The organism is Acidovorax sp. (genome assembly GCF_046339755.1).
GTDB lineage: Bacteria > Pseudomonadota > Gammaproteobacteria > Burkholderiales > Burkholderiaceae_C > Acidovorax.
The window spans coordinates 1-11,781 of record NZ_JBKDTZ010000038.1; the positions used below are offsets into that span (position 1 = coordinate 1).

The following is an 11,781-nucleotide window of genomic DNA, read 5'->3' on the forward strand; positions in this document are numbered from 1 at the left end:
ACCCCAAGGTGCTGAGCTACCTGGACGTGCTGCGCGACAAGAAGCCCGTGGGCAGGCGAGTTGCCATCATCGGTGCGGGCGGCATCGGCTTCGACGTGGGCGAGTACCTTACGCACGAGGGCGAGAGCGGCGCGCTGGCACAGGGCCAGGCACTGGGACCCACCGAGCACCGCAGCCACTCAGTGGCGGTGTACCAGTACACGGGCGGCACCACCGGGCGCAGCAAGGGCGCGGTGATCACGCACAGCAATATTTTGGCAACCTTGCGCATCACGCGCGACTTTCTCGACGCCTACGATGGGCCCAAGCGCGGCGAGACCATGCTCACCATGCTGCCCATGTACCACGTGTTCGCCTTCATGGTGAACTTTCTGGTGTTCTTCCAGGTGGGGGCGCGCAATCTGCTGGTGCCCAACCCGCGCCCCATGGCCAACCTGCAAAAGACTTTCGAGCACTTCGAGGTGCACTGGACCGCCGGGGTGGACACGCTGTTCGCCGGCCTGCTGGCCGAGCCCTGGTTCCAGTCCAGGCCACCCAGGCTGCGCTATGCGTTCTCGGGCGGCACGGCCTTGCGCACGTCGACCGCGCAGGCCTGGCAGGCGCTGGTCTGTCCCATCATCGAAGGCTATGGCATGACGGAGACGTCTTGCATCGTCTCGTGCAACCCGCCCTCGGCCACGCCGCGCCTGGGCACCGTGGGGGTGCCCATGCCGGGCTGCCGGGTGCGCGTGGTCGATGACCTGGGGCGCGACGTGCCCCAGGGCCAGCGCGGCGAGCTGCTGGTGCAGGGACCGCAGGTCGTGGCCGGCTACCTGCATGCGCAGGAAGACAGCGCCAGCGCGATCCGGGATGGCTGGCTGCACACGGGCGACATCGCACAGCTGGAAGAGGGCGGCTTCATCCGCATCGTGGACCGCAAGAAGGACATGATCCTGGTCTCGGGCTTCAACGTCTACCCCAACGAGGTGGAAGACGTGCTGGCTGCACACCCCGACATCGCCGAGGCTGCCGTCATCGGCGTGCAGGACGCCGGCACCGGCGAGGCCGTGCGCGCCTTCGTCGTGCCGCGCAACCCGGCGCTGACGGCCGAAGACGTGGAGCGCCATTGCCGCACCCAGCTCACGGCCTACAAGGTGCCGCGGCAGATCATCTTCCGCGAGCAGTTGCCCAAGTCGCCGGTGGGCAAGATATTGCGGGCGTCGCTGCGCGAGGCGGCCTGACGGGCCTTGGCGCAGGTTGGCGCAGCCAAAAAAAGGACCGGGCCTGAAAGGCTCGGTCCTCTTTTTCCAGTGTGCAAAAGCGGGCGTTCTATACCTTGTCCTCCGCCCGTCGGCGCGGCAGCTGCCGCTTGACGGCCGGGCGCTGCAGGCGCTGCTTGGGGTCCATGCCGTCGGGCAGCTCGCTGGCGCGCTGCAGCTGGATGTGGGCCACCAGGCCGCCAGTGCTGCTGTTGGCCAGCGCGAAGATGCCGCCCATGCGTTGCACCGTCTTGTCCACGATGGACAGGCCCAGCCCCGCGCCGGCGGCGGCGGTGCGTGCCGAGTCGCCGCGGAAGAAGGGCTTGGTCAGGTTGGACAGCTGCTCGGGCGGCACACCCACTCCGTGGTCGCGGATCTTCACCAGCACCCAGTTCTCGCGGCCCTTGGCGGCGATGTCCACATTGGCCACGCCGGTGTCGTCGCCCTTGCCGTAGCGGCGCGCGTTCTCCAGCCGGTTGGAGATCACGCGCGCCAGTTCCACCTCGTCGGCCAGCACGTTCAGGTCCTCGGGGATGGTCATGCTGATCTGCAGTTCGCGGTGGTCCTGCACCGCGTACACGCACGACGAGACCACGGCATGCAGGTTGACCGGCGTGAGCGTCACGTGGTCGGGCCGCGCATAGTCGAGGAACTTGTCGATGGTGGCGTCGAGCTGCACGATGTCGGCCACCATGTGTTCGCGCGCCACGTCGTCGTTCACGCTCATCTCGGTTTCCAGGCGCAGGCGCGCCAGCGGGGTGCGCAGGTCGTGCGAGATGCCGGCCAGCATCACCGCGCGGTCCTGCTCGAGCTTGGCCAGCTTTTGCGCCATGCGGTTGAAGCCGATGTTCACCTCGCGGATCTCGCTGGTGACCACTTCTTCATCGAGGTGGCTGGCGGCGAAATCGCCGTCGCGCACGCGGTTGGCGGCGTACGACAGCTGCTTGAGCGGCCGGTTGATCAGCCGCGCGATCGCGGCTGCCCCCGCCAGCGACAGCGCGCCCGCGGTGATGAGCCAGATCAGCCAGGTGCGCCCGCCCGCGGGGCTGAAGCGCGAGCGGTCCATCAGCAGCCAGTTGGGGTCGCCATTGATGTTGAAGCCCACCCACAGGCCGGGCTCGCCGTTCACGCTCTGGGCCACGATGGTGTCGGGCCCCAGGCGCTGGGTGAGCTCGTCGGTGAGGCGGTTGCCCAGCGCCGTGCCGTCGAGCAGCGCGAACTGGTCTTTGGGCTCGCGCGGCAGGATGCGCACGCCCTCCTGGTCGGCCATGGTCTTGATGAGCGAGACGCGCGCGATGGCATCCGAGTGCACCAGCGCCGCGCGGCTCAGGTTCACCAGCGAGGCGATCTGCTGCGCCGTGTGCAGCGTGCGCGGCTCGAACTCGAGCGCGCGCAGCGTCTGCAGCCACGCCAGGATGCTGCCCACCAGCAGCAGGGCCAGCAGGAAGAAGGTGCGCCAGAAGAGGTTGAGCCCCACCCGCGCCTTTTGCTCGCGCGCCAGCCGAACCGCCTCGAGCGGGGCGGGGCTGGTGGCGTCTGTCGGCGCGGGCTCGGGTGGGGAAGCGCGCGGTACAGGCCGCGCCTTTGCGCCGGAAATGGACATATCCCTCGATTATCAGCTCGTGCCGTCCGGCACGAACACATAGCCCACGCCCCACACGGTCTGGATGTAGCGCGGCGCGGCGGCGTCCACCTCGACCAGCTTGCGCAGGCGCGAGACCTGCACGTCCAGGCTGCGGTCGAAGGGCTCGAACTCGCGGCCCCGGGCCAGCAGGGCCAGTTTTTCGCGCGACAGCGGCTGGCGCGGGTGGCGCACCAGGGCTTTGAGCATGGCGAATTCGCCGGTGGTCAGGGGCAGTTCTTCGCCGTTGCGCTGCAGGGCGCGTGTGCCCAGGTCGAAGGTGAAGGGGCCGAAGTTGACCACCTCGTTGTCGCCCGAGGGGGCACCCGGCGCCTCCTGCGCAGGGCGGCGGCGCAGCACGGCGTGCACGCGGGCCAGCAACTCGCGCGGGTTGAAGGGCTTGCCCAGGTAGTCGTCAGCACCTACTTCCAGGCCCACGATGCGGTCCACGTCCTCGCCCTTGGCGGTGAGCATGATGATGGGGGTGCGGTCGTTGGCGGCGCGCAGGCGGCGGCAGATGGACAGGCCGTCTTCGCCGGGCATCATCAGGTCGAGCACGATGAGGTCCACCGTTTCGCGCAGCAGCAGGCGGTTCAGCGCCTTGCCGTCTTCGGCGACCATCACCTCGAAGCCTTCCTGCGTGAGATAGCGGCGCAGCAGGTCACGGATGCGTGCGTCGTCGTCCACGACGAGAATCTTGTCGGTGCGGTTGGTTGTTGTGGCCATGTTGATCCCAAGTCCAATTTGTAACAGAGCCGATTCTGACCACTTGCAGCCGCAAAGTTCGGTTTTTGGGGGTATGTTTGACCAACTGTTACAAGTTTTGCGGAGCTTCGCACACTTGGCGCATGGGCTTCACGGCGGGGTGTGCGCCAGCGGTTATCGTGGCGCCACCAATGTTTGACGAAAGCTTTTCCCCTATGAAGATCTCCACCCGCCTGATTGCCACCGCCGCCTTGCTGGCCTGCTGCACTGGTGCCGCCCTGGCCCAGAACACCGCGCCGCCAGAGCTGCGCTACGTGGTGCAGTTGTCGGCCACGGGCACCGGGGAGGCGCAGCAGGACCTGCTGGTGGTCACCCTCTCCACCAGCAAGGAAGGCGCCGACGCCAGCGCCGTGCAGGCCCAGCTCAAGCAGGCGCTGGACGGTGCCCTGGCCGAGGCCAAGCGCAATGCCCAGCCTGGCCAGCTCGACGTGCGCACGGGCCCCTTCGGCCTGTACCCGCGCTATGCCAAGGACGGCAAGATCAACGGCTGGCAGGGCCGCGCCGAGCTGGTGCTGGAGGGGCGCGACTTCTCGCGCATCACCACCACGGCCGGCAAGGTGCAGACCATGGCCATCAGCCAGGTGGCGTTTGCCCTGTCGCGCGAGGCCCGTGCCAAGGTCGAGGGCGAGGCCCAGACCCAGGCCATCGAGCAGTTCAAGGCCCGCGCGGCCGAACTGGCCAAGGGCTTCGGCTTTGCCAACTACAGCCTGCGCGAAGTGGCGGTGAACAGCAATGAAATGTCGCCCGGCCCGCGCCCGCGCATGATGGCCATGGAGGCCAAGGCCTCGTCCTTCTCTGACTCGGCCGTGCCGGTGGAGGCGGGCAAGGCGCAGGTGGTCGTCACCGTGTCCGGGTCCGTGCAGATGCGCTGAGGCAGTGCAGGGCGGCTTGCTGCCGCCTTGTGTTCAGAGCGCCTGACCGCCAGATACCTCGATGCGCTGGGCCGTGACCCAGCGGTTGCTCGCATCCAGCAGGCTGGCCACCATGGGCCCGATGTCGTCGGGCAGGCCCACGCGGCCCAGGGCCGTGACATCGGCCAGGTGCTTGTTCAGCGCGGGGTTGTCGCGCACCGCGCCACCGCCGAAGTCGGTTTCGATGGCGCCGGGCGCCACGGTATTCACCGCGATGCCGCGCGCGCCCAGTTCCTTGGCCAGGTAGCGGGTGAGCACCTCCACGGCGCCCTTGGCGGCTGCGTAGGCGGCGTAGCCCGGCAGCGTCATGCGCGTGAGCCCGGTGGAGAAGTTCACGATGCGCCCGCCGTCGGCCACCAGCGGCAGCAGGGCCTGCGTGAGGAAGAACACCCCTTTGAAGTGCACATCGACCAGGCGGTCGAACTGTGCCTCGGTGGTGTCGGCGAAGCTGGCGTAGTCGCCGTGGCCGGCATTGTTGACCAGGTGGTCGATGGTGGCGCGGCCCCAGATGGCCTGCAGCGCGGCGCGCAGGCGCTCGGTGAAACCTGTGAAGCTGGGCACGTCGCCCGTGTCCAGCTGCAGGGCCACGGCCTTGCGGCCCAGGGCGGTGATTTCGGCAACCACGGCCTGGGCTTCGCCGGCCTTGCTGCGGTAAGTGACGACCACGTCGCCGCCGGTGCGGGCGATGCTCAGCGCGGTGTTGCGGCCCAGCCCCCGGCTGGCGCCGGTGATGAGGGTGATGGTGGAGGTTGCGGTGGTGGTGGATGTCATGGTTGGGCTCCTGTGGGTGACGGAATCCAGTGTCTGGCCAGAGCCCCTGGCGGTGTTGCCGAAACCCCCTCAATTCTTGCCTGATTCTCCAAAGCCAGTGCCAAAGCTCCTACAAAGCGTTACGCTAGGCACATGACGTTTCCCTCTCCGCTGTTCCAGGCCGTGAGCCGCTACACCGACGCCCATGCCCGTCAGCCAGGTGTCACGCCCACCCCCATCCCGGGGATGACGGTGGTGCGTGCCACCGAGCCCAGCGGGCTGATGCATGCCATATCGCACCCGCTGGTCTGCCTGGTGCTGCAGGGCAGCAAGCAGGTGACCATGGGGGCGCAGGCCTTCGATTTCTCGGAAGGGGAATCGCTGCTGATCACTGCCGACGTGCCCACGGTGAGCCAGATCACGCGCGCCAGCGCGGCCGCGCCCTACCTGTCGATCGCGCTGGAGCTGAACCTGCCGGTGATCGCCGACCTCTCGGCCCAGATGGGTGCCGCGCCCCTGGGCGACCACGCCCCCGTGCGCGTGGACCCCACCGATGACGAGGTGGCTGACGTGGCCCTGCGCCTGATGCGCCTGCTGGAGCGGCCCGAGGCCGTGCCCCTGCTGCACGCCCCGCTGGTGCGCGAACTGCACTACTGGCTGCTGGCCGGCCGCCACGGTGCCGCCATCCGCCGCCTGGGCTGGCCCGGTAGCCATGCCCAGCGCGTGGCGCGCGCCGTGGCCGTGCTGCGCAAGGATTTCGCCCAGCCCCTGCCCGTGGAAAGCCTCGCCGCGCTGGCGGACATGAGCCCCTCGTCCTTCCACCAGCACTTTCGGGCCGTCACATCCCTCTCGCCCCTGCAGTTCCAGAAACAGCTGCGCCTGATCGAGGCGCGCCGGCTCATGCTGTCCGAGGGTGCGAGCGCCAGCACGGCCGCTTTTGCGGTGGGCTATGAAAGCGTGCCCCAGTTCACGCGCGAGTATGGGCGCCTGTTCGGCCTGCCGCCGGTGCGCGACACCCAGGCGGCGCGGGGCAGGGCGCGCGAGGCGGCGTGAAAGAGCTGCCTGCCGGCATCAGGGCGGCTTTGCAGCCTGCTTTGCACGCTGCGGATAGATCGTCTCTCCCCGCGCCAGCATCGCGACAAAGGTTTCAATCTTCTTCCTGCGCCCAGCCTCGGTTTTGAGGTTGTGCACCCGAAACGCCAGCATTGCAAGTCATGACTAGCAAATAACGTAATTTATGAATAATATGCAAGCCATGACTGACAAAATCAGGCTCCCAGACGAGTTGGGCGCGCAATTGCGCGAGCGCCGGGAGGCCTTGGGCATGAGCAAGTCTGCATTGGCCAACAAGGCGGGCAAGGTGCGCGAGGTGGTCTACCGACTGGAGGCGGGCGAGGACACCACCGTGTCTTCCCTCCTGGCCGTTCTGGGGGCCCTGGGCCTGGCGATGCGCATCGAGAGCGCGGGCCTGCCTTCTGCGCACGAGGTATCGCGCCGTTTCATGGACGACGATGGCGATGCTCCCTGAAAAGATCCGCCTGCTGGATGTCTCGATTGGTGATCGCCTCAACGCGGGCCAGTTGCTCAAGACCTCCACGTATGAGTTTCGCTATCTCGCGCCGGACCCGGGCCAGCCGGCCGTGGCCCTGCTGATGCCACCCGCACAGCAACTTACCTGGCAGGACGGCGACCTGTTCCCTGTCATGGACCAGAACCTGCCCGAAGGCGACCTGTTCATGCGTATCCGCGAGCTGTTCCCCAAGCAGCCGATGACGCCCATGCACATGCTGGCATTGGTGGGGCGCAATGGCATCGGCCGGCTGGGCTTTGGCCTGCCGGGGCAGGCCGCAGCGGCCATGCCCCGTACATTGAGCAAGAGCGAGTTGCTGGGCACGCGGTACACACCTGCGGTCTTCGGCGAACTGGTGGCGGCCTACCTGAGTACGGGGGCCGGCATTGCCGGCATGCAGCCCAAGATCATGGTGCCCGACCGCCCGACGGTGCCCATTCCTTCGCTCATCGTGAAGGCCGCCAGCCCCGCTTACCCGGGCCTGGCCGCCAACGAGTTTCTGTGCCTGAGCGCTGCCAGGCAGGCCGGCATCGGCGTGCCATCTTTCGCCTTGTCCGACGATGGCCAGATGCTGGTGCTCGACCGCTTCGATCTGGTGGTGCGGGGCGATGGGCAGGTGGAGCGGCTGGGCTTCGAGGACATCGCGGCGCTGGCGGGTCTGTGCGTGCGCGACGTGCTGTCGGACCGCAAATACCAGGGCAGCTACCAGCGCGTTGCCGAGCTGCTGCGGCAGTTGCAGCTGCACAGCGACAACCTGCACCGCTTCTACGAGCAGGTGGCGTTTTCGGTGATGGTGCGCAACGGCGATGCGCACCTGAAGAACTTCGGGTTGTTGTACCGCTCAGCCACCGAGGCCTGGCTGGCGCCCATGTTCGATGTGGTGACCACCTCCATCTACCGCTACACCCAGTACGCAGGCGGGCCTGAGCTGGAAGACAGGACACTGGCGCTCAAGCTGTTTTCCGGCAGGCACCGCACCAAGACCTACCCGACCACCGAAGAGTTGCTGGAGTTTGGCCGCAAGGTCTGCGGCGTGACCCAACCCGCCCTGGTGCTCGCACGCATTGCCGATGCCATGCGCACCACCCTGCAAGAGGCCAGGGGTGACCCACGGGTGCCGAAGTCGCTGTGGCGGGACATGTCGCAGGCGTGGGACGAAGGCCTGGCGCACGCGCGCTGAAAACGCAGCGTTACTTACTTAGAGCGGCTAACAAAACTCTTCTGGCGTCGTTGCTGCGCCTTGTCGTACTAACGTACTGCCTGCGGCGCAGCGCCTAGCCAGAACCGCTTCGCTGAGTTTTGTTATCCGCTCTTACTTGCTGAACGCAATCAGCGTCCACACGATCGCCACCAGCTGCGCCAGATTGATCGCGATGGCCGTGACATGCGTCTTGCGAAAGCCGGGGATGGCGCTCATGCAATCTGGGGACGACTGGATCTGCGCGCCCAGCGCATCCATCTTGGGGATGACCTGGCGGCGCAGCACGATGGCCAGCACCGCCAGCGCGGCCGCACCCGCGGCGATCCCCGGCCGGCCTGCCGCTGCAAAGCTGATCGCGGTGGCCGTAGCGGTCACCAGCGCCGCGCGGTAGTACAGGTTGAAGAAGCCGCGCACGAAGCGCGCATCGAGCGGCGTATCGTGCTTGAGCACCAGGAGCGGAATGGAGCCCATGATGAAGTAGGCCGTGGTGACGAGCAGGGCCACCGTGAAGAACATGGCGGCAAAGAGGGATGCGGACATCGGTGTTTTCCTCCCTGCGGTGGGGATGGGCTGCCTGTGCGGCAGGTGGCGCCATTTTAGGATTCAGCCCAGGCCGGGACCTCAGGGAATGCGAGCATGGCGGCGCCGCTCTCTAGGCAGCGCTGCCGGCCGCCTGCTCCTTCGCGTACCGCCCCGGCGGCATGCCCACATGCCGTGTGAAGGCCACGCCGAAGGTGCTGACCGAGCTGTAGCCCACCTGCTCGGCAATGGCGGCGATGGAGTGCTCGCCGCGCCGCAGCATCTGCCGGGCCAGCGCCATGCGCCAGGCCAGCAGGTATTCCATGGGCGCGATGCCCACCGCGCGGTGAAAGCGCCCGAAAAAGGCGCTGCGCGACATGGCCGCCTCTTGCGCGAGCCGGCCCATGGTCCAGGGCTCGCCGGGGTGGGCGTGCACGCGGCGCAGCGCCAGCGCCAGCTGGGGGTCGGCCAGGCCGCGCACCAGGCCGGGCGCAGCCATGGTGCGGGCCGAAGAGCGCAGCGCCTCGATCAGCAGCACCTCAAGCAGCCGGGCCATCACGATCTCGCGCGCGGGCCGGTCGCTGCGCGATTCGTCGCCCACCAGTTCAACGAGCGTGGCCAGGCGCCGCTCGCCACGCACGTGCAGCCACTGCGGCAGCAGCGGCACCAGCAAGGCCGCGTCGGGCGACTCGAACACGCAGTTGCCCACCAGCATGCGCACATCCACTTCGCCGGCCGGGTCGCCCACGCGCGCACCGCCCGGCATGGGCACGATGGGGGTGGCCACGGCCTCGCCCTCGCGTGGTGGATCCCGGTCCAGGCTGCTGGTGGCAAAGCTGCGTGCCGCCGGGATCAGCGCGAAGTCGCCCTGCTGCAGGGTGATGGTGTCGCTGCGCGACGGCCCGTCGATGGTCAGGTGGCAGCTGCCCTGCAGCACCACGAAGTAGAACGGCCGCCCCGTCTCACTGCGCCGCACGGCCCAGGGGGCCGAGGCATGCACCAGCTTGGAGAACGGCGCCGCGGGCCGCAGCAGCGAGACAACTTCCGCCAGGGGATCGACCATGGCCTGGACTCTTTCAACAAAATGAAGGACTGTCGAGTGTATTCAATCCAGGCGGGCGCTCCTACCATCCCGGCATCCATCCATCCATCCATTAATCTATCCACGGAGCCTTTGCCCATGTCTGCCCCCCCATCCACCGTTCTCATCACCGGCTGTTCCTCGGGCTTCGGCCTGGAGACAGCCCGCTTCTTCCTGGCCCGGGGCTGGCGCGTCATCGCCACCATGCGCGCGCCGCGCACCGATCTGCTGCCCGCCTCCGACCGCCTGCGCGTGCTGCCGCTCGACGTGGCCGATGCCGACAGCATCCGCCGCTGCATCGCCGAAGCGGGGCCCATCGATGCGCTGGTCAACAATGCCGGCATCGGCGTGCTGGCCCCGCTTGAAGGCACCACGCTGGCCCATGCGCGCGAAGTGTTCGAGACCAATACCCTGGGCACCATTGCCATGACCCAGGCCGTGCTGCCGCAGATGCGCGAGCGCCGCGCGGGCGTGGTGGCCAACGTCACCTCCAGCGTCACGCTGCTGCCGCTGCCCCTGCTGTCGGTCTACACGGGCAGCAAGGCGGCGGTGAATGCCTTCACCGAGTCGCTGGCGCTGGAGCTGGCACCCTTCAACGTGCGCGCCCGCCTGGTGCTGCCCGGCCGCGCGCCGGGCACCAGCTTTGGCCAGAACGCGCTGCCGCGCATGGTCGGCAGCGTGCCCGCGGCCTATGCGGAGTTCCGCGACCGGGTGTTTGCCGCGGTGCGCGAGACGAGCACGCCCGTCACCCATGCGCAGGACGTGGCCGAGGCGGTGTGGCGTGCGGTGACCGACGAGTCGGCTCCGATGCGCCTGCCGGCGGGGGCGGATGCGGTGGCTTTGGCGGGTGCGTAGCCAAGGCACCGTGCTCACTTTCGTGCGGTGCACCTACGCCAAGCTCAAGGTGCGTTCCAAGATGCGAGGCGCTGGACGGCGGCGTCGAGGTGCGCGTGCTTGACCACGGCCACGGCTTTGCCGTGGACACTGCGCTGCAGGCGCGCGGGCGCGGCCCAAGCACCAGTTGCGCCGGGCCGAGGTGCTGGGCGCGTGGCTGTCCTGGGCCAGTTCACCGGCCGGCACGCGCTGCGTGCTGTGGCTGCCGCTGGAGGCCGGCGCGTCCGGTGGCGGCACGCCGCCGTCGTGGTGCCCGTCAGTCAGCCCAGTTTGTGCCGTGTGTTCAGCAAACCCAGCCCCAGCGCAATGAAGGTGCCGCCCACGATGCGGTTGAACAGCCGGGCGTGCGCCACCACATGGCGCTTGACGAGGGAGATCAGCGCCACGTAGAAGGCGTGCGAGATCAGCGCGCACACGGCGAAGGTCGTGGTCAGCAGCAGGTACTGGGTGAACAGCGATTCACCCGGCACGATGAACTGCGGGAACAGGGCCGAGAAGAACAAAATGGCTTTGGGGTTGGTGAGCGACACGCCCATGCCCTGCGCCACCAGCTGCCAGTTCTTGCGCTCGCGCCGGTCGGTGGGGGCCTGGCCGGCATCGCTGCTGATCAGTGCATCCTTGCTGCGCCAGCGCTTGACGCCCAGCCAGACAAGGTACATCGCGCCGACCACCTTCATCACCAGGAAGGCGTTGGCCGACATGCTGAGGATGGCGCCCATGCCGATCATCGCCAGGCCCGAGACCACGTAGATGCCGGCCGAGCTGCCCACCGAACTGAAGGCGGTGCGTTTGGCGCCTACGTCCATCGAGTTGGCTACGGCCAACAGCACGGCGGGGCCGGGGGTGAAGCACATCAGGAGGGAGACGCCGCAGAAGAGGAGCCAGTGGGTGAGGGTCATGGGGAAGGGTCTTTCGTTCGTGCTTTGGCCAGTGGCGGATTTTCTGCGAGTCGGCGCTGGTTTGCTGTTGTGGGGTGATGGGGGCCGGTGGTGCGTGGATCATGCGGTGTGTGGGCTGGTGGATGCTTCGGTGTGTGGCTTATCGCTTTTTTTGCTTGTTGTCGGTGGTTGCTTCTGTTTTTGTTTTGAGTGCGGGAGCCGGGATGTGCGCCCGGCGGCGCAGTAACTTTCTCTTGGGCCGCCAAGAGAAAGTCACCAAAGAGAAGGCGGCCCCCAGTCTGCGTCCCTTCGCTTCGCTGCGGGCAACCTGCGATGCTCGGATCTGGGGTGGT

The 11,781-nt window shown here is 67.8% G+C and carries 13 protein-coding genes; 6 read left to right on the forward strand and 7 right to left on the reverse strand.

Features of this window, described 5'->3' with window-relative positions:
• Positions 1-1,220 (forward strand): AMP-binding protein (locus tag ACK59X_RS03240; RefSeq protein ID WP_409955132.1); only part of this gene is annotated, 1,220 nt, incomplete at its 5' end.
• A gap of 88 nt (positions 1,221-1,308) precedes the next feature.
• Here ACK59X_RS03240 and ACK59X_RS03245 read toward each other — a convergent pair.
• Entirely contained in the window at positions 1,309-2,841 is a 1,533-nt protein-coding gene (locus ACK59X_RS03245) for an ATP-binding protein (protein WP_409955133.1), read from the reverse strand.
• Between the two features lie 12 nt (positions 2,842-2,853).
• Entirely contained in the window at positions 2,854-3,585 is a 732-nt protein-coding gene (gene ompR / locus ACK59X_RS03250; protein ID WP_409955135.1) for a two-component system response regulator OmpR, read from the reverse strand.
• Between the two features lie 194 nt (positions 3,586-3,779).
• On the opposite strand from ompR, the gene ACK59X_RS03255 reads away from it, so the two are divergent.
• Positions 3,780-4,496, forward strand: a complete 717-nt coding sequence (locus tag ACK59X_RS03255; RefSeq protein ID WP_409955136.1) for an SIMPL domain-containing protein — start codon at positions 3,780-3,782, stop codon at positions 4,494-4,496.
• 33 nt (positions 4,497-4,529) lie between these two features.
• On the opposite strand, the gene ACK59X_RS03260 is transcribed toward ACK59X_RS03255, so the two are convergent.
• Positions 4,530-5,306 (reverse strand): SDR family NAD(P)-dependent oxidoreductase, encoded by a 777-nt coding sequence (locus ACK59X_RS03260; protein WP_409955138.1) that lies wholly within the window; start codon positions 5,304-5,306, stop codon positions 4,530-4,532.
• Positions 5,307-5,438: 132 nt separating this feature from the next.
• On the opposite strand from ACK59X_RS03260, the gene ACK59X_RS03265 reads away from it, so the two are divergent.
• From ACK59X_RS03265 to ACK59X_RS03275, 3 genes are all read left to right on the forward strand, one after another.
• The gene (locus ACK59X_RS03265; protein ID WP_409955139.1) at positions 5,439-6,338 is read left to right on the forward strand and encodes an AraC family transcriptional regulator N-terminal domain-containing protein; all 900 of its coding nucleotides are present in this window, start codon (positions 5,439-5,441) and stop codon (positions 6,336-6,338) included.
• Between the two features lie 202 nt (positions 6,339-6,540).
• A complete protein-coding gene (locus ACK59X_RS03270; RefSeq protein WP_409955141.1) occupies positions 6,541-6,813 on the forward strand; it encodes a helix-turn-helix domain-containing protein in 273 nt (90 codons plus the stop codon).
• Positions 6,797-8,035 (forward strand): type II toxin-antitoxin system HipA family toxin, encoded by a 1,239-nt coding sequence (locus ACK59X_RS03275; protein ID WP_409955143.1) that lies wholly within the window; start codon positions 6,797-6,799, stop codon positions 8,033-8,035. Before ACK59X_RS03270 ends, ACK59X_RS03275 begins: the two co-directional genes overlap by 17 nt.
• Positions 8,036-8,167: 132 nt before the next feature.
• On the opposite strand, the gene ACK59X_RS03280 is transcribed toward ACK59X_RS03275, so the two are convergent.
• Together ACK59X_RS03280 and ACK59X_RS03285 are read right to left on the reverse strand one after the other, a co-directional pair.
• A complete protein-coding gene (locus ACK59X_RS03280; RefSeq protein ID WP_409955144.1) occupies positions 8,168-8,596 on the reverse strand; it encodes a hypothetical protein in 429 nt (142 codons plus the stop codon).
• 112 nt (positions 8,597-8,708) lie between these two features.
• Positions 8,709-9,638, reverse strand: coding sequence for an AraC family transcriptional regulator (locus ACK59X_RS03285; protein ID WP_409955146.1), 930 nt, complete (start codon positions 9,636-9,638; stop codon positions 8,709-8,711).
• A 117-nt stretch (positions 9,639-9,755) separates the two neighbouring features.
• Here ACK59X_RS03285 and ACK59X_RS03290 point away from each other — a divergent pair, with 117 nt between their 5' ends.
• Positions 9,756-10,511 (forward strand): SDR family oxidoreductase, encoded by a 756-nt coding sequence (locus ACK59X_RS03290; protein WP_409955147.1) that lies wholly within the window; start codon positions 9,756-9,758, stop codon positions 10,509-10,511.
• A gap of 299 nt (positions 10,512-10,810) precedes the next feature.
• Here ACK59X_RS03290 and ACK59X_RS03295 read toward each other — a convergent pair whose 3' ends face one another.
• Both ACK59X_RS03295 and ACK59X_RS03300 read right to left on the reverse strand, forming a co-directional pair.
• The gene (locus ACK59X_RS03295; RefSeq protein ID WP_409955149.1) at positions 10,811-11,449 is read right to left on the reverse strand and encodes a LysE family translocator; all 639 of its coding nucleotides are present in this window, start codon (positions 11,447-11,449) and stop codon (positions 10,811-10,813) included.
• 139 nt (positions 11,450-11,588) lie between these two features.
• On the reverse strand, positions 11,589-11,781 hold a 193-nt coding region (locus tag ACK59X_RS03300; protein WP_409955151.1), incomplete at its 5' end, for a hypothetical protein.

Coding starts and splice junctions, on each gene's coding strand:
- ACK59X_RS03275 (WP_409955143.1), top strand. CDS start 6,797: ATGGCGATGCTCCCTGAAAAGATCCGCCTGCTGGATGTCTCGATTGGT.
- ompR (WP_409955135.1), bottom strand. CDS start 3,585: ATGGCCACAACAACCAACCGCACCGACAAGATTCTCGTCGTGGACGAC.
- ACK59X_RS03265 (WP_409955139.1), top strand. CDS start 5,439: ATGACGTTTCCCTCTCCGCTGTTCCAGGCCGTGAGCCGCTACACCGAC.
- ACK59X_RS03290 (WP_409955147.1), top strand. CDS start 9,756: ATGTCTGCCCCCCCATCCACCGTTCTCATCACCGGCTGTTCCTCGGGC.
- ACK59X_RS03295 (WP_409955149.1), bottom strand. CDS start 11,449: ATGACCCTCACCCACTGGCTCCTCTTCTGCGGCGTCTCCCTCCTGATG.
- ACK59X_RS03280 (WP_409955144.1), bottom strand. CDS start 8,596: ATGTCCGCATCCCTCTTTGCCGCCATGTTCTTCACGGTGGCCCTGCTC.
- ACK59X_RS03260 (WP_409955138.1), bottom strand. CDS start 5,306: ATGACATCCACCACCACCGCAACCTCCACCATCACCCTCATCACCGGC.
- ACK59X_RS03245 (WP_409955133.1), bottom strand. CDS start 2,841: ATGTCCATTTCCGGCGCAAAGGCGCGGCCTGTACCGCGCGCTTCCCCA.
- ACK59X_RS03285 (WP_409955146.1), bottom strand. CDS start 9,638: ATGGTCGATCCCCTGGCGGAAGTTGTCTCGCTGCTGCGGCCCGCGGCG.
- ACK59X_RS03255 (WP_409955136.1), top strand. CDS start 3,780: ATGAAGATCTCCACCCGCCTGATTGCCACCGCCGCCTTGCTGGCCTGC.
- ACK59X_RS03270 (WP_409955141.1), top strand. CDS start 6,541: ATGACTGACAAAATCAGGCTCCCAGACGAGTTGGGCGCGCAATTGCGC.